The organism is Streptomyces sp. 63XJN7_1_ISO-PGPR-S23-121, assembly GCF_056173025.1.
In genome coordinates this window covers 2,507,287-2,527,145 of the sequence record NZ_CM149653.1, presented here as the reverse complement: position 1 = coordinate 2,527,145, position 19,859 = coordinate 2,507,287, and the positions used below count along the sequence as shown (strand labels likewise).

Here is a 19,859-nt window from a genome sequence, read left to right as displayed (position 1 = left end):
CGCGAATGTCGTCTCCATCAATGACCCCAGTTCCGGGCAGCGGACGGGCTGGTCGGTCGGACGCTCACCGCAGTTCCTCGGCGACCTCCTCCTCCGACATGGCGTCGATCTCGGCGCGCACGGCCGCCTCGACCACGTCGGAGAGCTCGGCGACGGTGCGGTGCTCGAACAGCGCCCGGAGCGGCAGCCGCACGCCGAACGCCTCGTCGATCCGGGTGATCACCTTCGTGGCCAGCAGCGAGTGCCCGCCCCGGTCGAAGAAGTCGTCGTGGACGCCGACGTCGTGGACGGCGAGCACTTCGGCCCAGATGCCGGCGACGGCCTCCTCGGTCGCGGTGCGCGGACGGACCGCCTCGCCGCCCGTCCACTCCGGCTCGGGCAGGGCCCGCCGGTCGACCTTGTCGCTCACCGTCAGGGGGAGTTCCGCGAGGAACACGAAGGCCGACGGCACCATGTGACGGGGCAGCACGGCGGCGAGGTGGGCGCGCAGTTCGCCGGGGCCGGGCGCCTCGCCGGCCGGGACGACGTATCCCACGAGTTGCCGTCCGTTCGGCGACTGCGCGGCGGCCACCGCCGCTCCGCCCACCCGGGGATGGGCGAGCAGCGCGGCCTCGATCTCGCCGGGTTCGACGCGGTAGCTGCGGATCGCGATCTGGTCGTCGGCCCGGCCGAGGAACCGCAGGCCACCGTCCTCCAGCCACAGCGCCACGTCGCCCGTCCGGTACAACCGGGCGCCCGGCTCCCCGCCGAACCGGTCCGGCACGAACCGTTCCGCGGTGAGGGCCGGGTTGCCGGCGTAGCCCCGGGCGACACCCGCACCCCCCAGGTACAGCTCGCCGGGCACGCCGACGCCCACCGGGCACAGGGCCTCGTCCAGCACGTACGCGGTGACGCCGGCGATGGGCGATCCGATGGGCGGCAGCTCCCAGGGCGCGGTGAGCGGCCCGGTCGCCGTCGCCACCACCGTGTTCTCGGTGGGTCCGTAGTGGTTGACCACCGGGAGGCCGCCGTCCGCGTCCGGCCGGGGCCGCAGCACGTCGCCGCCGGTCAGCAGCGCCCGCAGGGCGGTGCCGCGCGCCGCCGGCAGGTCCAGGAGGGCCTCCGCGAGCGGTGTGGGGGCGAAGGCGATCGTCGTCCCCGCCCGGGCGAAGTGGCCGGCGAGGGATTCCGGTGAGCCCACGGTCTCGTCGTCCGGGACGTCCAGACAGGCTCCGGACAGCAGGGCCGGCCAGATCTCCCAGCCCGCCGCGTCGAAGGACGGGCTGGCGGTCTGGCTGACCGTGTCGCCGGGCCCGAGGGCGTAGGTGTCGAGGTGCCACCGGACGAGGTTGAGCAGCGAGGTGTGGGTCACCACGACGCCCTTGGGACGTCCGGTCGAGCCGGACGTGTACAGGACGTACGCCGCGTGGAGCCCGCCGGCCGCGCGGCGCGCCGGGTTCGCCGCCGGCCCGTCCGTCCGCAGCAGCGTCGTGGGCCGCGTGCCATGCACCAGGTGCGCCAGTCCGGGAACGGTCAGCACCGTCACCGCGCCGGCGTCCGCGAGCATGAAGCCGATGCGCTCCGCCGGCAGGTCCGGGTCCACGGGAAGGTAGGCCGCACCGGCCTTCAGCACTCCCAGCAGCGACACCACCAGGTCCACGCCCCGGGGCAGCAGCACCGCGACGACCTCTTCGGGGCCGTGGGGCGCGAGCAGCCCGGCGACCCGGCCGGCGCGCTCGTCGAGCCGTGCGTACGTCAGCCGCTCGGCGCCGTGCACCAGGGCGGGCGCGTCCGGGGTGCGTGCCGCCTGCCGTTCGAACGCCTCGGCGATCGTCGCGCCCAGGGCCTCCGCGTCCGCCGGGCCCCCGGAACGGGTCCGGTTCCGTGTGCGCACGACCAGGTCGCGTTCGGCGGCACCGACCATGGGCAGGGAGCGGACGCGCGCGTCGGGCGTACGCACGACCGCGGTCAGCAGGGTCGTGTAGTGCTCGGCCAGCCGTCGCATCGTGGCCTCGTCGAACAGGGACGTCGCGTAGACGAGTTCTCCGGCCAGCGTGCCGTCCGCGCGTGCGGTCAGGTGCATCTCGAGGTCGAACCGGGTGACCGTGCCCGGGCCGTCGAACGACGAGACGGCCAGACCCGGCAGGGCGAGCCCGTCGGGTGCGTCCCCGTCGAACAGCTGGAAGCACACCTGGACGATCGGGTTGCGGCCGAGGTCGCGGGGCGGTGCCAGTTCCTCCACGAGCTGCTCGAACGGCAGGTCCTGGTGGACGAACGCCTCCAGCGTGTCCTCGCGGACCCGGTCCAGCAGTTCGCCGAAGTCCGGGTCGGCCGACAGGTCGGCACGCAGCGGCAGCAGGTTCACGAAGAAGCCGATGAGCCGGTCCGTGCCCGGTCGGTGGCGGCCGGCCACGGGGCAGCCGACCACGACGTCGTCCACACCGGCGGAGCGGCCCAGCACCACCTGGAAGGCGGCGAGCGCCGTCATGAACGGCGTGGCCGCGCGGGACCGGGCCAGCTCGCGCAGGCCCCGCGCGGTCTCGCGCTCCACGGTGAACCCGACCACGGAGCCGCGGTAGGACGGTACGGGCGGGCGCGGCCGGGCGGTGGGCAGTTCCAGGGCCGGGGGCGCGTCCGCCAGGGCCTTGCGCCAGTGGGCGGCGTGCTCGGCGTAGGCGTCGCCGGCGAGGTCCTCGTGCTGCCGGGCCGCGACGTCGGCGTACCGCACGGGCAGTCCGGGCAGTTCGTGCCCCTGGTAGGCGGCCGCCAGCTCACGGGCGAAGATCTGCCGGGACAGGCCGTCGAACACCGCGTGGTGCACGACCACCGACAGGACGTGGTCGTCCGGGGCCAGCCGCAGGAGCGTCGCCCGGATCAGCGGGCCGCCGGCCAGGTCGAACGGCGTGACCGCGTCGCGGGACACGTGCTCCTCGGCCGCCCGCACCGGATCGGCCGCGCCGTCCAGGTCGACGACGTCGAGCGGCACCGCCGGCCCGGGCACCACGACCGGTTCGCCGTCGTCCTCGTGGAACCGGCCGCGCAGCGCCTCGTGCCGTTCCAGGACGCCGGAGAAGGCCCGGCGCAGCGCGTCGACGTCGAGCGGCCCACGCAGCCGGTGGGCGAAGGGCACCAGGTAGGCCGGCAGTCCCGGCTGGAGCCGCTCCAGGAACCACAGGCGCCGCTGGGCGAACGAGGGCACATGGGGCCCGCCGGAGCGCCCCGGGGCCGGCGCGGCGCGGTGCGACGCCCTGGCCGCCGCCACGGCGTCCGCGAGCCGGGCCACCGTGCGGTGGGTGAACATCACGCGCAGCGCCAGGTCGACGTCGAAGAGACGGCCGACGCGATGGAGCACCTCGACGCACAGCAGCGAGTGGCCGCCCAGGGCGAAGAAGTCGTCGTGGATCCCGAAGTCCCGGTGGCCGAGCAGCTCCCCCCAGATCCCGGCGATCCGCTCGTCGACGTCGTGGCGCGGCGCGGTGTCCGACGGGCTCCGCTCCGGCGCGGGAAGCGCACCCCGGTCGATCTTGCCGGTGGCCGTGGTCGGGAGCGCGTCGAGCACGACGAAGTCCTGCGGCGTCAGGTGCGCGGGCAGCCGCTCCCCCAGCCAGTCCCGCAGCGCCCCGACGTCGACGCCCGGTGCCTGAAGGTGGGCCACGAGCCGGGTGCCGGTGCCGTCGGAGGGGGCGCTGACGGCGGCGCGGGCGACCTGGGGATGGGCTTCCAGGGCGGTCTCGATCTCCCCGGGTTCCACGCGGTAGCCGTGCACCTTCAGCTGGAAGTCGGCGCGGCCGAGGAACTCCAGGGTGCCGTCGGGCCGCCACCGGCCCCGGTCGCCCGTCCGGTACATGCGCGCGCCCGGCTCGGTCGCGAACGGGTCGGGCAGGAAGGACGCGGCGGTCAGGCCGGGGCGTCCGAGGTAGCCCCGGGCCAGGGGCGGACCACCGACGTACAGATGGCCGGGCACCCGGGTGGGCACGGGACGCATCCGGTCGTCCAGCACGTAGATCCGCGCCTCGGAGACAGGGGCGCCGATGCCGGGCAGCGAGGGCCAGTCCGCCGCCGGCGGGCTCAGCCGGCCCGCGGTGACCACGTTCACCTCGGTGGAGCCCCACTGGTTGTCCACGCGCACGCCCAGGGCGCGGATCGCGTCGGTGACGACCAGCCGGTCGCCGGTGGTGACGACCTCCGTCAGGGTCCCGAGTCGCTCGGGGTGGTGCGCGGCCAGCTCGTTCAGCACCGTGCCGGGCACCAGGACGGTGGTGATCCGGTGGGTCTCGATCAGCGCGGCCAGCCGTGCGGCGTCGAACCGGTCGCGCTCGTCGGCGAGCACCACCGTGCCCCCGGTCCACCAGGTCGACCACAGCTCGTAGCTGCACACGTCCGAGGTGACCGGGAAGTACTGGAGGGCGACGGGCGCGGACGCGTACCGCCGCGCGGCCCAGTGCATCAGGCGCGCCGTCGGCCCGTGGTGCATCACCACGCCCTTGGGCCGTCCGGTCGACCCCGAGGTGTGGACGACGTACAGCGCGTTCGCCGGTCCCGCGACGTGCGGCCCGGCGTGCGCCTCGGCCGTGGTGTGCGGGTGGGCCGTGTCGGCCGGCACGTCGAGGTCGGCCACGGTCACGACGGGCGCCGGCCAGTCGGTGCCGGATGTGCGCGAGGTGACGACCAGCGCGGCGCCGGAGTCCGCCACGAGCAGCCGCAGCCGCTGTGCCGGGTGCTCGGGGTCGAGCGGGACGTAGGCCGCGCCCGCCCTGGCCACCGCGAGGAGGGTGACGGGGAGGTCCGCCGTGCGCGGCAGACAGACCGCGACCCGGGACTCCACGCCGATGCCGCGCCCGCGCAGCGCCGCGGCCATGCGTTCGGCCCGCTCGTCGATCTCGCGGTACGTCCACCGGCTGCCGTGGGCGATCAACGCCGGCGCGTCCGGGGTGCGGCGCGCCTGTTCCGCGAACCGGCCGACCACGGTGGCCCGGGGATCGACGCCGGTCAGCGCACTGTCGTTGAAGTCGGTCAGCAGCCGCTCGCGCTCGCCCGGAGCGACCGCGGCGAGCTCGCTCACCGGCAGACCGGGGGCCTCGGCGACCGAGGCGACCAGGGCCGCGTACTGCTCCGCGAACACCTCCATGGTCGAGCGTTCGAACAGGTCGCTCGCGTAGACCAGTTCGCCCGACAGGCCGCCGTCGTCCTCCTCGGCGAGGCGCAGTTCGACGTCGAACCTGGTCGTGGTCCAGTCGGGGACGAGCCGTTCGGTCGCGGCTCCCTCGACGCGCAGCCGGCACCCCGGGGTGAACAGGTCGAACCACGCCTGCACGATCGGGTTGCGCCCGATGTCGCGCGGCGGGGCCACCTCCTCGACCAGCCGCTCGAACGGCAGGTCCTGGTGAGCGAACGCGTCCAGGGTGGTCTCGCGCACCCGGTCCAGCAGTTCCCCGAAGGCCGGCGCGCCCGTGAGGTCGGTGCGCAGGGGCAGTGAGTTGACGAAGAGGCCGATCAGGGGCTCCAGTTCGGGCCGGTTCCGCCCGGTGGCCGGGCAGCCGATCACCACGTCGTCGCTGCCGGTGTGGCGGCCGAGCAGCAGTTGGTACGCCGCCGCCGTGACCATGAACAGCGTGGCCTCGCGGGCCCGGGCGATCTCCCTCAGCCGGCTGACGACCTCCTCCGGGAGGGCGAACCGGATGGTGCCCGCCCGGTACGTCGGCTGCAACGGACGCGGGAAGTCGGTGGGCAGCTCCAGCGCGGGCGGAGCGCCGTCCAGTTTCCGCCGCCAGTACGCCGCGTGCGCGTCGGCCACCTCGTCCGTCAGGGCCCGGCGCTGCCAGGCGGCGAAGTCGGCGTAATCCACCTGGAGCGGTGCCGGGGCCGGCGCGCCGTCCGTCGTCGCCGCCCGGTACGCGCGAGTCAGCTCCTCCTCGAACAGGTGGATGGAGACACCGTCGAAGACCGAGTGGTGCACGGTCACCTGGAGGACGTGGTCGCCCTCCCCCAGCCGCAGCACGGCCGGGCGGACGAGCGGGCCGCGGGCCAGGTCGAACGGCGTGTGCGCGCTGCGCTCGGTGAACTCCAGCGCGGCCCGCAGCGGATCGGCCGCGTCGCTCAGGTCCAGCCGCCCGACGGCGATGTCCGCGCTGTCGGCGTAGGCGATCCGGGGCTTGCCGTCCGCGTCCTCGAAGCGGGCGCGCAGCACCGCGTGCCGGTCCAGCACCGACCGCAGCGCCCGCTCCAGCGCCGGGACGTCCAGGGGACCCCGGATCCGGTACGTGGTGTCCGGCATGACGTACGCGATCGAGTGCGGCTGCAGCCGGTCCAGGAACCACAGCCGCTGCTGGGCGAAGGAGAGTCGCGGCTCCTCGCCGGGCGGACGCGGCACCGGGGCGCTCCGGGTGAACGGCACGGCGCCGCCGAGCGCGGCGGTCAGCCGCGCGACCGTGCGATGGGTGAAGATCGCGCGCAGCGGCAGGGCTACCCCGAACACCTTGCTCACCCGGGCCGTGACCCGGGTGGCCAGCAGCGAGTGACCGCCCAGGTCGAAGAAGTCGTCGTGCACCCCGATCCGCTCCAGGCCGGTCGCCTCGGCCCAGATCCGGGCCATGGCGGCCTCCCGTTCGTCACGGGGCGCGGCGTAGTTCTCCGCCACGCCGGACTCCCGGTCCGGCAGCGGAAGGGCCTTGCGGTCGAGTTTGCCGGGGCCGGTCAGTGGCAGCTTCGGCAGCGTCACCACATAGCTGGGCACCATGTAGTCGGGGAGCGACCCCTCCAGGTGGGCGCGGAGTCTCGTCACGTCGGGCCGCGCCCCGGCCGCGGGCACCACGTAGGCCGCCAGCCGCAGGTCACCGCGTACCAGTTCGATCGGCACCACGGCGGCCTCGGCGACCTCGGGGTGTTCGCCGAGCAGGGCGGCGATCTCCCCCGGCTCGATCCGGTAACCGCGGATCTTGACCTGGTCGTCGGCCCGGCCGAGGAACCGCAGCGTGCCGTCCTCCAGCCGGCGGGCCAGGTCGCCGGTGCGGTAGAGGCGCTCGCCCGGGACGGTCGCGAAGGGGTCCGGTAGGAACCGGTCCGCGGTGAGCCCGGGCCGGTTGAGATACCCGCGGGCCAGGCAGGCGCCGCCCACGTACACCTCGCCCGGGATGCCGACCGGCACGGGACGCATGCGCTCGTCGAGGACGTGGACGCGGGTGTTGGCGATCGGGTCGCCCACGGGCGGGTCCGCCGGCCAGTCCAGCGGGTCGCCCGTCAGCAGGTGCGCCGTGATGACGTGTGCCTCGGTGGGTCCGTACTGGTTGTCCAGCCGCACGTCCGGCAGCCGGTCGAGCAGGTCCGTGATCTCGGCGCTGAGGTGGAGCTGCTCGCCCGCCGTGTGCACGTCGGTGAGGGGCGGCAGCTGCTCGCGCCCGCCCGCGGCCTGCGCGATCTGCTCCAGGACCATCGGGGGGCAGAACAGCCGGCGCACGCCCCCGTGCAGCATGGTGTCGAGGAGCCGGTCGGGGTCGCGCCGGTCGTCCTCGGCGAGGAGGACGACCGAACCGCCGGCCAGCCAGGTGGAGAAGAGCTCCTGGAACGAGATGTCGAAGTTGATGGCCGAGAACTGCAGCGTCGGGCCGGCCACCCGGGCCCGGTCGAGCTGCCAGTGCAGCAGGTTCAGCAGGGGGCGATGCGTCATGGCCACGCCCTTCGGCCGGCCCGTGGACCCCGAGGTGTAGATGACGTAGATCAGGTTGTCGGCCGTGGTGTCGCGCGGCGGGTCGGTGCGCGGACGGCCGTCCGGGGCGGGCGGCTCGACGGCGGTGACGTCCGGCGGGAGGCGGTCCACGAGTCCGGGGGCGACGACGGCCTGCCGGGCCCCGGCGTCGCCGAGCATGAAGGCGATGCGGTCCTGCGGGTGCTGGGGGTCCAGCGGCAGGTACGCGCCGCCCGCCTTGAGCACCCCGAGCAGGGCGGCGATCAGTTCGACGCCGCGGGGCAGCAGCAGGCCGACCACCGTCTCCGGGCCGACGCCCCCCTCCCGCAGGTGCCAGGCGATCTGGTTGGCCCTCGAGTTGAGCTGCCAGTAGGTGAGGTGTTCGTCCCCCCGCACCAGCGCGGTCGCGTCGGGGGTCCGGGCGACCTGCTTCTCGAACTCGTCGACGACCGTGGTGCCGGTGCCGACGTCCACGGAGGTGTCCTGCCAGCCGCGCAGCAGCAGGTCCAGCTCGGCCGGAGGGGACATGGTCAGTTCGCCCAGCGGGCGCAGCGGGTCGCCGGCGACGTCGGACAGGAGCGTGACGTAGTGCTCGGCCATGCGCTCGGCGGTGGTGCGGTCGAACAGGTCGACCGCGTACACCAGGTGCCCGCCGAGGCTGCCGTCGTCGTGCTCGACCATGTGCAGTTCGAGATCGAAACGGGTGGAGTACCACTGCGCCGGGAACTTCTCGGCGACGGCCTCGCCGAGTGCGAGCCGGCAACCGGGGGTGAACAGGTCGAACCAGATCTGGGTGATGGGGTTGCGGCCGGTCTCGCGCGGCGGGGCGATCTCCTCGACGATCCGGTCGAACGGCAGCTCCTGGTGGGCGAACGCGTCCAGGACGGTGTCCCGCACCTCGTCCAGCAACTCGGCGAAGGGCCGTGCCGGGTCCACGGTGGTGCGCAGCGGGAGGGAGTTGACGAAGAAGCCGACCAGGGCCTCCAGCTCCGGCCGGTCCCGCCCGCTGGTCGGGCAGCCGATCACGATGTCGTCGGTGCGGGCGTACCGGCCGAGGAGCACCTGGTAGGCCGCGAGCGTGGTCATGAACAGGGTGGCACGCCCGCGCCGGGAGATTCGGCGCAGTGCGTCGGCGACGGGGGCCGGCACGGTGAAGGACACGGTCCGGCCGCGGTGGGACGGCACCGGGGGCCTCGGGCGGTCGGTGGGCAGTTCCAGCGCCGGAGGGGCGCCCGCCAGCCGCTCCCGCCAGTAGGCGAGGTGGTCCGCGGTCGCCTCCTTCGACAGCGCCTCGCGCTGCCATGCCGCGAAGTCCGCGTAGTCCACGCTCAGTTCGGGCCATCGCGGGGCGGCGCCCGACAGGGCCGAACGGTAGGCCGTGCTCAGGTCGGCCTCGAACACCCCGATGGACAGCCCGTCGAAGACGCTGTGGTGCACGGTCACCTGGAGCACGTGGTCGTCGGGTCCGAGCCGCAGCAGCGTGGGGCGCAGCAGCGGGCCGGTGTCGAGGTCGAACGGAGTGCGGGCGGCGTCACGGACGAAGGCCCGCACCGCGGCGTGGGGATCCGGCGCGCCGGAGACGTCCAGCACGTCGAGCCCGATCCGCCCGGGCTCGTCGAACAGCACGCGGGGCTGCCCGTCGACGGTCTCGAAGCGGCTGCGCAGCACCGCGTGCCGGACGGTCACGGCGTGCAGCGCCTCCTCCAGCGCGTCGGTGTCGAGCGGGCCGCGCAGCCGGTAGGTGGTGTCGGGCATGACGTAGGCGATGGCGCCGGGCTGGAGCTGGTCCAGGAACCACAGCCGCATCTGGGCGAGGGACAGCTCGGTGGGGGTCCCCGGCGGCCTGGGGGCGAGTTCCGGTCCGGCGCCCTGGGTGCGTTGCCCACCCCGCAGGCGCCGGGCGAGCAGCGCGGCCTGCTCCGGGGAGAGCCGGGGGCGTTCGGCGGTCATGCGGCCTCCAGGTTCGTGTGCACTGCGGGGGGACAGCGGGTCAGCGGCCGAGGGACCGGCGCACGCTGAGCGGAGTGATGTCGGTCCACACCTCGCCGATGTGGGCGAGACATTCGTCCCTGGAGCCGGAGAAGCCGACGTCGGTCCAGCCGGCCGGCAGTTCCTGGTCCACGGGCCAGATCGAGTACTGCTCCTCGTGGTTCACCACGACACGCTGATCCATCTGTCCTCCGATGTGTTCGTCCGGAAGGGGGGGCGCTCCGGGGGTGGTCAGAAATCCGTCAGGAGAGGTTCGTATCGGGCGTCGTACGCGTGGTCGTACGGGGTGGGAGCGGCGACCGGCCCGGGCCTCACACGAGGTCGCTCCGGGCGTTCCACCGCGCCATCAGTTCCAGTTCGTCGTCCGTGACGAGGGGAACGTCGAAGATGCGGACCGATGGGTCCGCCGCCACCGCGGTGACGAAGTTCAGCAGGTGTTCGGCGAACCAGACCATCGTGGTGCGGTCGAACAGGTCGGTCGGGTAGATGATCCTGGCCGTGAGCTGGGCGCCCTGGTCGTAGACGTGGAACTCCAGGTCGAACCGGGTGCTGACCGCCTCTCCGGCGAACTCGGTGACGTCCAGCCCCGCGAGCCGCAGGGCGTCGGACGCTACCCCCGTCTCCGGCGTCAGCAGGTTGAACAGCACCTGGACCAGCGGATTGCGGCCGAGTTCCCGGGCCGGCACCAGGTGCTCGACCAGCTGCTCGAAGGGCAGTTCCTGGTGGGACATCGCCTCCAGGACCGTTTCGCGGACCCGGGCGACCAGGTCGGAGAACGCGGGGTCGTCGTCGAGGCGGGCCCGCAGCGGCAGCGTGTGGGCGAAGAACCCGATCAGGTTCTCCGACTCCCGGCGGTCGCGCCCGGCCACGGGCACGCCGACCAGCAGGTCGGTCATCGAGGTGTGACGGCTCAGCACCGCCTGGTAGGCGGCCAGCATCACCACGAACAGGCTGGCCGACCGAGCGCGGGCCACCTCCCGCAGTCGTTCCGCGATCCCGGCGGGCACCACGAGGGGCACCGCGCCGGCGTGGTGGGACGGCGCCCCGGGCCGAGGGCGGTCACCGGGCAGTTCCAGCACGGTCGGTGCTCCGTCGAGCTCCGTGCGCCAATGCTCCAGATGGCCCCGTAGCCGTTCGGGGGTGAGGTGTGCGTGCTGCCAGGCGGCGAAGTCCGCGTACTGCACGGGCAGTTCCGGAAGGTCCGGGGTCAGGCCGGCGCGCAGTGCCGAGTAGCACGCGGACAACTCGCCGGTGAAAACGCTCAGCGACCACCCGTCGAAGACGATGTGGTGGACGGTGACCAGCAGGACGTGGTCGGCAGGCGCCAGGCGCAGCAGCCGGGCCCGCAGCAGCGGACCGGCGGCGAGGTCGAAGGCGCTGTCCACCTCGGCGGCGACCATTTCCCGGGCCCGCGTCTCGGGATCGCCCAATTCGCTCAGGTCCTCGAACCGCAGGACGGGATCCTTTTCCTCGACGAGCTGGTACGGCTCCCCCTCCGCGGCCGGGAAACGGGTGCGCAGTGCCTCGTGACGCCGTACCACCGCGGTGAGCGCCTTCTCCAGTGACCGGCGGGCCAGCTCACCCCGCAGCCGGTGGGCCAGCGGGACGGTGTAGGCCGCACTGCCGGGCTGGAGCCGGTCGATGAACCAGATCCTGCGCTGCCCGAAGGAGAGTGCGGGGCGCTGTGCTCGCCGGGCCGTCGCCATGGAGCCGGCACTGCCCGCCCGCCCGGCCAGGCGGCGGCGCAGAAGCTCCTCTCGGTTGTCCTTCATGTCCTCTCCCCGGCGCGCGACGCGTCACGGGACAGGCCGTTCGGGCAGCGCTTTCTCAGCAAGGTGGAAACTCCCAGAAAGATGATTCCGGACCTCTCGAAAATGGCACGCCAAGACCGCAGGGCGAAGAATGGGAATAGCACTCGCCTGCCGTGAACTTGACTGAAGACTCGCGCTTCTCAGTTTCGGGGCGGAATGGCGTCGGGCCGCCTTGTACGGAAATCGCCGAGCGGCCGATGCGGCCGGCTTCCTGCCGTCGACTGCCATCGATCGGCTCGGTCGAGTATGGGGTTCTGACGACCTCGGAAGTCTGGTCAGTTTGCAGCAGCAGCGTCAACAGCGTGTCCGCATGTTGTCTAGAAAGTTCCGCCATCCCCCGATGCTTGTCGTGCACGATTTCGCAGCTCAGAGCGCTTCGCCGGAAGATGGATCACCGTCCCCGCCGGCACCTGCGGTCGGGATCATGACTTGTTCCCGCCATCCCGGTTAAGCGTCGGGTAAGCGCGCTCCGGTAATACCTTGACAACCCTTCAGGCACTGATCCACACTCTCGGGGTCGGTGATCAATAAACAGTTGACGTGCAGGGTCAGGAATCCCAGCACCCCACGTCACCACGCCTCTGACGTACTTCGATCCGCTGGACAGGTGCGACGTTTCGGCACCCCGCAGCCCCCGATGAATTCGGCGGAGCGCGGGATGCGCAGAGAGCCCGAACCGACGAGGAGGGCGTTCCGATGAAGGGCTATCCCGCTGACCCGGATCCGTATCCCAACTACCGATGGCTGCGGGCGAACGCGCCGGCCTGCCCGATGGGCGGCGACACGGCCGAGGAGTCCACCTGCTTCGTCACCTCCTACGAGCTCGTGCGCGCCGGACTGCTCGACTCCCGGCTCAGCTCCGACCCGCGCAACGCCGCGGGCGCCGATCCCTCGGCACCTGCCGAACGCAGCGTCCTGGACTCCGACCCGCCGGACCACGGCCGGATGCGCCGGGTGGTCAACCCCGCCTTCAGCCTCACCGCCGTCGACGCGCTGCGCCCCACGATCGATCGGATCTGCCGGGAGGCGATCGCCGGCCTGGCCGGGCACGGACGGGCCGATCTCATGGCCGAGTACGGTCTGGTCGTGCCCGTGGCCGTGATCCACGAGATCCTCGGCGTCCCCCCGGAACAGCGCGTCGACCCCGTCCTGTTCATGGACCGGTTCTGGTGGGCCGCCGCGGCCCGGGAGCCGGATCCCGAAGCCGCCGAGTTCATCGACGCGTACGTCACCCGCATCCTGGAGTACAAGCGCGTCCACCCCGGTGACGATGTGACCACCGCGCTCCTGCGCGCCCTCGACGACGGAGGGCTGCGTGACGAGTCCGAACTGCGCGGCATGGTCACCGCCGTGCTGGGAGCCGGGCACACCACGACCGTTCCGCTGGTGTCGGCCGGCATCGTCCGGATGCTCCAGCACCCCGCACAGCGGGCGAAGGCCATGGCGGATCCCGCACGCTGGGCCGACGTGGTCGAGGAACTGCTGCGCCACGACTCGGTCATCCAGGTGTCCACCAACCGCTACGCCCTCGAGGACCTCGTCATCGGGGACGTGCCCGTGCCCAGGGGCGGCACGGTCCTGATGTCCTTCGCCGCCGCCAACCGCGATCCGGCCCGCTTCGACGACCCGGACGTCTTCGACATGGAACGGCCCCGGGGCGGCCACCTGGCCTTCGGGCACGGCACCCACTTCTGTCTGGGAGCGCACCTGGGACGTGCCGAGGCGGAGATCGCCCTCCGGCTGCTCTTCGAGGCGCTCGGTGACGTGCGGCTGACCGTGCCGGTGGAGGACGTCGTGTGGAGCTTCGGCCCGATGCTGCGCGGCCCGGCCGCGATCCCGGTGACGTTCACCCCGGTCGGGGACGCACGGCAGGGAGCACGCGCGTGACGGCCGCCGCCGGCCACCACCGCGCCGAACCGACCGTCGTCGAGCGGTTCGAGGAGCGCGCGCGCCGGCACCCCGACGCCCTCGCCGTGATCTGCGGTGGCGAGCGGCTGACGTACGGGGAGCTCAACGCGCGGGCCAACGGCGTCGCCGAGGGCCTGCGGGCCCGGGGCATCGGCGTCGAGTCCCGCGTCGGCCTGTGTCTGGGCCGCACCGCGGACCTGCCCCTGGCACTGCTCGGCATCGCCAAGTCCGGTGCCGCGTACGTGACCCTGGACCCCCAGCAGCCCCCGGACCGCCTGGCCTTCCTCGCCGAGGACGCCGGAGCGGCGTGCGTCGTGGTGGAGCCGGACGCCCCGACGGGCCGGCCCGTGCCCGCACTGACCGTCAAGCAGCTGTCGGGTGCCTCCGCCGCGGATCCGCCTCTCGCCGCCGGCCCCGCCAACGCCCTGTACGTCGTCCACACCTCCGGTTCCACCGGACGGCCCAAGGCGGTGGTGATGGACCACGGCCCGACGGCCCGGCTGATGCGCTGGACTGAGCGCCGTTACCGGCTCGACGGGCCCGTGCTCCAGTACTTCCCGATCACCTCGGACGTGTGCAGCTACGAGTTCCTCTCCACCTGGTGGGCCGGCGGCTGCGCGGTGATGGCCGAGGAGTCCGACCGCTTCGACGTTTCCGCCCTGGCCGAACTCATCCGGCGCCATGCCGTCGGCACGGTGCTGCTGCCCGGCGCCGTCCTCGAGGAACTCGCCGGGCACGCCCGGCGCCGTCCCCGGGACGTCGCGAGCGTCAGGGAAGTCGTCACGACCGGCGACCGGCTGACGGTGAGCGACCACCTGCGCGCCATGTGCACGGCTCTGGGCGACGGCGTGGTCCTCGACAACCAGTGGGGGTCCACCGAGGTCAACGTGGTGACGGCGCTGCGCCTGACCGCACCGCAGGACCGCTGGCCGACCACGCCGTCCATCGGCTCCCCGGTCTCCGGGGGGAAGATCCACGTGCTCGACGAGCGGCTGCGGAGGGTCCCCGTCAACGTCCCCGGCGACCTGTACGTCGGCGGCGGGCAGCTCGCGCGCGGCTACCTCGGCAGGCCCGGGGCGACGGCCGCCTCCTTCCTGCCCGACCCGTTCATGGACCGGCCGGGCGGGCGGATGTACCGGACGGGGGACCGGGGGCGGTGGCGCCCGGACGGGACCCTGGAGTTCCTGGGCCGCGCCGACTTCCAGATCAAGATCCACGGCTACCGCGTCGAACCGGGCGAGATCGAGGGCGCCCTGCGCGACCACCCGTCCGTCGCGCGGGCCGCCGTCACGGCCCGCGCGACGGACGCCGGGGTGCGGCTGGCGGCCTACGTGTCACCGCCGGCCGGCGAGCCCGCCCCCGACGCGGACGCACTGCTGGACTTCCTGCGCACCCGGCTGCCGGACCACATGGTGCCCCATGCCTGTCTCGTCCTGGACCGGCTGCCGTCCACCTCGACCGGAAAGGTCGACCGCAAGGCCCTGCCGGAGCCCCGCTTCGAGGCCGACGGACCGGCCCCGCCCCGGGACGAGACGGACCGCCGGATCGTCGCGGTGTGGCAGGAGGTCCTGGGGCGCGCGGACTTCGGGATCCGGGACAACTTCTTCGACCTGGGCGGCCACTCCCTGCTGATCCCCCAGGTCGTGCTCCGGGTCAACCGCGAGCTGGGTGTCACGTTGCCGCTGCGCGTGCTGTTCCGCTCCCAGACCGTACGGGCGCTGGCGGACGAGGTGCGCGCGGCCGGCGCAGGCCGCCCGGTGACCGAGACCAGTCGTTCGGAAGTCGATGCCTGACCGCATCGCGTCGAAAGGATCAGTGTGGCTTTCGCCCCCAGCACCCGACCGGAGGTCTACGACCTGCTCGCGGTCGGCTTCGGACCGTCCAACCTGGCGCTCGCCGTCGCCGCCCGCGAACACCGGGAGGCCCTGCCGGAGGGGGACCCGCTCACCGTCGGTTTCCTGGAGCGCAAACCGGCCTTCGGCTGGCACCGCGGTATGCTGCTCGACGGCGCCACCATGCAGGTCAGCTTCCTGAAGGACCTGGCCACGCTGCGCAATCCCGCCAGCCGGTTCACCTTTCTCACCTATCTGCACGAGCGGGAACGGCTGGTGGACTTCGTCAACCACAAGACGTTCTTCCCGACGCGGATCGAGTTCCACGACTACCTCGAATGGGCCGCCACCCAGGTCGCCGACCAGGTGGAGTACGGCGTCGAGGTCGTCGACGTCCGGCCGGTGCCCGCCGGCGGAGACGTGGAGTACCTCGACGTCGTGGGCCGCCGTCCGGACGCCCCGGGCGAACTCGTGGTGCGGCGCACCCGCAACCTGGTGATCGGCGCCGGCATCTCCCCCGTCCTGCCCCCGGGCGTCGAGGGTTCCGACCGCGTCTGGCACAGCTCCGAACTGCTCGACAGGCTGCCCTCGGCCGGGGACGCGCGGCGGTTCGCGGTGGTCGGGGCCGGACAGTCCGGCGCCGAGGTGACCGCCCATCTCCACGACCGGTTCCCCGACGCCGAGGTCCACGCCGTGTTCACCCGCTACGGCTACAGCCCGGCGGACGACTCGCCCTTCGCCAACCGGGTCTTCGACCCGGGCGCCGTGGACGACTTCCACCGGGCTCCCGCCGCGGTCAAGGAGATGTTCTACGCCTACCACTCCAACACCAACTACTCGGTGGTCGACCTGGAGCTCATCGAGGACCTGTACCGCCGGGTCTACGCCGAGCGCGTCCGGGGCGACTCCCGGCTGCGCATCCACCACATGGCGCGGATGGCGCACGTGGTGACCAAACCCGACCACGCCCTGCTGACCGTCGAGACGCTCCTCGACGGACGGCAGCACGACCTGGAGGTCGACGTCGTCGTCTGCGCCACCGGGTACGAGCCGATGGACCCGGCGGCGATCCTCGGCGAGACGGCAGGGTTGTGCGCGCGCACCGACGACGGCCGGTTCCGGGTCGAGCGCGACTACCGCGTGACCACCGGCGAGCACGTCCGCTGCGGGATCTACCTGCAAGGCGGGACCGAGCACACCCATGGCATCTCCTCGTCACTCCTGTCGACGGCCGCCGTACGGGCCGGCGAGATCGTCGACTCGGTGGCACGCGGAAGGGCGGCCGACCGTGTTCGTACCTGAGGCGTTCGCACCACCGGAACCCGGCTGGATCACCGAGCTGATCCGAGGCTTCCCCCTCGCCACCCTCGTCACCCACGGCCCGCGCCGGCCGTACGTCACCCATCTGCCGGCCCTCCTGGAGGCCGACGTCGAGGGGGCCGGGGAGACGCCGGCCGACCTGGTCGGCACCCGGATGTACGGCCACCTCAACCGGGCCAACCCGCACTGGGAGGGGCTGGCCGGGACCTCGGAGGCGGTCCTGGTCTTCCAGGGGCCCCACGGCTACGTCTCACCGACCGTCTACCGCGCCGAGCCCGCCGCGCCGACGTGGAACTTCACCGCCGTCCACGTGCAGGGCACGCTGCGCCGCATCGAGTCCCCGGAACGCACCCTGGAGATCGTCCGGGCCACCGTGGCGACGTACGAGCGAGAACAGGGCACGGGCTGGGACATGCGGTCGTCGCTGGGCTACTTCGACCGGTTGCTGCCGGGGGTCGGCGCGTTCGAGATCGACATCGCCTCCGTCGACGGGATGTTCAAGCTGAGCCAGGACCAGTCGCCCGAACGACGCACCCGCGTCTCCGACGCGTTCGCGCGCAGCCGCCGGGGCCTGCACGGCGAACTGGCCGCACTGATGGGCCGCCTCGGCACCCCACCACGGGAGGGCACCGATGGACCTCGTTGACCGCTTCCATCGGCAGGTGGCGCTCACCCCTGACGCCGTCGCCCTCGTCGACGACGGCCACCGCACCACGTACCGCGAACTGGACGAAGGGGCGAACCGGCTGGCCCACGGGTTGCGGGCGCACGGCATCGGGAACGAGGCGGTCGTCGGATCGCACCTCCCGCGCGGCCGGGAGGCGATCACCGGACTGCTGGCGATCATGAAGGCCGGTGGGGTCTACCTGCCGCTCGACCGGGCGCACCCGCACGACAGGCTGGAGTACATGGTCGCCGTCTCCGGTGCCCGGCTCGTCCTGGGCGCGGCCGGGTTCGGCGTGCCGGCCCTGCTGCCCGGCCCCGAGACCGACGCCCTGCCGGCCACCGCGCCCGAGCGCCCCTCGTCACCCGACGGCCTGCTCTGCGTGATCTTCACCTCGGGCTCGACGGGACGCCCCAAGGGCATCGGCCTGTCGTCACGGACGATCGAGAACGTCGCCGACTGGGCCATGCGCGTCCCCGGCCCCCGCGTCTGCGCCCAGTTCTGCTCGCTGGGATTCGACATGTCCCTCCAGGAGATCTTCGGCACCCTGCTCGCCGGCGGCCGCCTCGTCACGGTGGAGGAGGAACGGCGCACGGACCCCTTCCTGCTGCTGGACCTGCTGGAACGTGAACGGGTCGAACGGCTCTACCTGTCGCCGAGCTTCCTGCGGCAGCTCGCCGACGCCCACCTGAGCCGGCCCGGCCGCCCCCGGCTCGCCCTGCGCGAGGTGATCGCGGCGGGCGAGGTGCTGCGGGTCACCGACGAGGTGCGCCGGTTCCTCACCGAGACCGGGGCGGCGCTGGAGAACCAGTACGGGCCCTCGGAGACCCACCAGGCGACGGCCAACCCCCTGCCGGGGCGACCGGCGGACTGGGCCGCCGCTCCCGCCCTGGGCGGTCCCATCCCGAATGTGACGGTCCATCTCCTCGACGAGCGGCTGCGCCCCGTCGACGAGGGCGAGGTGTACATCGGCGGGCGTGGCGTCGCCCGCGGCTACGTCGGGCAGCCCGGGCCGACCGCCGAGCGGTTCGTTCCCGACCCCTTCGCCGGCCGGCCCGGCTCCCGGATGTACCGCACCGGCGACCGGGCCCGCCGCACCGCCGCCGGCCTGGAGTTCCTCGGCCGGTACGACGACCAGGTCAAGGTGCGCGGCTTCCGGGTGGAACCCGCCGAGGCCGAAGCGGTCCTCGCCGGGCACCCGGAGGTGCGCGAGGCCGCGGTGGTCGCGCGCACCACCCCGGACGGGTCGTGGCGGCTGGACGGCTACGCGGCCGGCTCCGCGGACTCCGCGGCGCTGCGCGCCTACTTGGCGGAACGGCTGCCCGACTACCTGGTCCCGGCGACGATCCAGCGGCTGGACCGCCTGCCGCTCAACCAGAACGGCAAGGTCGACCGGGCGGCACTGCCCACACCCGGCGGCCGGGAACCCGGCACGCCGTACACCGCCCCGGGCAACGACCAGGAACGCATCCTGTGCGCGGTCTTCGCCGAGGTGCTCGGCGTCGAACGGGTCGGGGTCGACGACGAGTTCACGGAGCTGGGCGGCAACTCGCTGGCCGCCGCGCGCGTCGCCACCCGGATCCTCACCGAGTTCCAGGTACGGCTGCCGGTGAGTCTGGTGTTCCGCGAGGCGACCGTGCGCCGGCTGGCCCGGGCCGTCGAGGACGCGGTCATCGAGGAGATCCGCATGCTGGACGCGGCGGAGATCGAGGCCCTGGCGGTACCGGGGGAGGACACATGACGGACCGGAGGCGGTGATGCGCGTCGGAGTGCTGATCCTCCCGGCCGAGTCCTGGAGCGTGTCCGCCCCGTACTGGCGCATGGCCGAGGAGATGGGCTTCGACCACGCCTGGACGCACGACCACATCGCGTGGCGGGACCTGATGGACCGCCCCTGGTTCGCCGCCCTGCCCACCCTCGCGGCGGCGGCCGGAGCGACCCGGACCCTGCGGCTGGGCACCCTCGTCTGCACACCCAACTACCGGCACCCGGTCACCCTCGCCAAGGAGGCCGTCGCCCTGGACGACCTCTCCGAGGGGCGGATGATCCTCGGCCTGGGCGCCGGAGTGGACGGTCCCGACGCCCGGGTGCTCGGCGAGCCGGCGATGGACGCGCCCACCCGGACGGCCCGCTTCGCCGAGTTCACCGACCTCACCGACCGTCTGCTGCGGCAGGACGTCACGGACTTCGAAGGCCGCTTCTACCGCGCCGACGGGGCCCGGATGCATCCCGGCTGCCGGCAGCGCCCGCGACTGCCGCTCGCCGTCGCCGCCACCGGGCCGCGCGCCATGCGCACGGCGGCCCGCCACGCTGACATCTGGATCACCAACGGCACCTCGCCGCACCCGGGGCTGCGCGCCGCCACCGTGGACTCGGCCGTCGTGCGGGGTCAGTTGGAGCGGTTCGACGAGGCGTGCGCGCGGGTCGGCCGCGACCCGGCCGGGGTCGCGCGGCTCGTCTACCACGGCGACCGCACGCACTCCGCGCTGCGATCGGCCGGCGCGTTCGCCGAACTCGCGGGGCGCTACGCCGAACTGGGCGTGACCGACCTGGTCGTCCCCTTCCCCCGGACGGAGCCGCCGCACCAGGCCGACCTCTGCGTCCTCGAGCGAGTCGCCACCGACATCCTGCCCGCGCTGCGGGCGCGTCAGAACCGAACAGAAGGGTAAGCCCCC

The 19,859-nt window shown here is 73.3% G+C and carries 10 protein-coding genes; 6 read left to right on the top strand and 4 right to left on the bottom strand.

What is annotated here, in order from left to right:
- Positions 1–64: 64 nt before the first annotated feature.
- From AC0VYN_RS10960 to AC0VYN_RS10945, 4 genes are all read right to left on the bottom strand, one after another.
- A complete protein-coding gene (locus AC0VYN_RS10960; protein WP_475535820.1) occupies positions 65–9,610 on the bottom strand; it encodes an amino acid adenylation domain-containing protein in 9,546 nt (3,181 codons plus the stop codon).
- 40 nt (positions 9,611–9,650) lie between these two features.
- Positions 9,651–9,833: an MbtH family protein gene (locus tag AC0VYN_RS10955; RefSeq protein ID WP_475535819.1), complete on the bottom strand. Its 183-nt coding sequence runs from the start codon at positions 9,831–9,833 to the stop codon at positions 9,651–9,653.
- Between the two features lie 127 nt (positions 9,834–9,960).
- Positions 9,961–11,421 carry a condensation domain-containing protein gene (locus AC0VYN_RS10950; protein ID WP_475535818.1) on the bottom strand — a complete coding sequence of 487 codons (1,461 nt, stop codon included), beginning with the start codon at positions 11,419–11,421 and terminating at the stop codon, positions 9,961–9,963.
- Positions 11,422–11,476: 55 nt separating this feature from the next.
- Positions 11,477–11,815: a hypothetical protein gene (locus AC0VYN_RS10945; protein WP_475535817.1), complete on the bottom strand. Its 339-nt coding sequence runs from the start codon at positions 11,813–11,815 to the stop codon at positions 11,477–11,479.
- A gap of 341 nt (positions 11,816–12,156) precedes the next feature.
- On the opposite strand from AC0VYN_RS10945, the gene AC0VYN_RS10940 reads away from it, so the two are divergent.
- From AC0VYN_RS10940 to AC0VYN_RS10915, 6 genes are read left to right on the top strand one after another with little or no spacing between them, the layout of a single operon-like run.
- Complete coding sequence (locus tag AC0VYN_RS10940) at positions 12,157–13,347, top strand: cytochrome P450 family protein (protein ID WP_475535816.1); 1,191 nt, start codon at positions 12,157–12,159, stop codon at positions 13,345–13,347.
- On the top strand, positions 13,344–15,161 hold the full coding sequence (locus AC0VYN_RS10935; protein ID WP_475535815.1) for a non-ribosomal peptide synthetase: 1,818 nt from the start codon (positions 13,344–13,346) through the stop codon (positions 15,159–15,161). The genes AC0VYN_RS10940 and AC0VYN_RS10935 overlap by 4 nt, the downstream gene beginning before the upstream one ends.
- A gap of 24 nt (positions 15,162–15,185) precedes the next feature.
- On the top strand, positions 15,186–16,502 hold the full coding sequence (locus AC0VYN_RS10930) for a lysine N(6)-hydroxylase/L-ornithine N(5)-oxygenase family protein (protein ID WP_475535814.1): 1,317 nt from the start codon (positions 15,186–15,188) through the stop codon (positions 16,500–16,502).
- Positions 16,489–17,166, top strand: a complete 678-nt coding sequence (locus AC0VYN_RS10925; protein WP_475535813.1) for an FMN-binding negative transcriptional regulator — start codon at positions 16,489–16,491, stop codon at positions 17,164–17,166. Before AC0VYN_RS10930 ends, AC0VYN_RS10925 begins: the two co-directional genes overlap by 14 nt.
- Positions 17,153–18,925: a non-ribosomal peptide synthetase gene (locus AC0VYN_RS10920; RefSeq protein WP_475535812.1), complete on the top strand. Its 1,773-nt coding sequence runs from the start codon at positions 17,153–17,155 to the stop codon at positions 18,923–18,925. The genes AC0VYN_RS10925 and AC0VYN_RS10920 overlap by 14 nt, the downstream gene beginning before the upstream one ends.
- Before the next feature lie 16 nt (positions 18,926–18,941).
- A complete protein-coding gene (locus AC0VYN_RS10915; protein ID WP_475535811.1) occupies positions 18,942–19,853 on the top strand; it encodes an LLM class flavin-dependent oxidoreductase in 912 nt (303 codons plus the stop codon).
- The last annotated feature ends 6 nt before the right edge of the window (positions 19,854–19,859 follow it).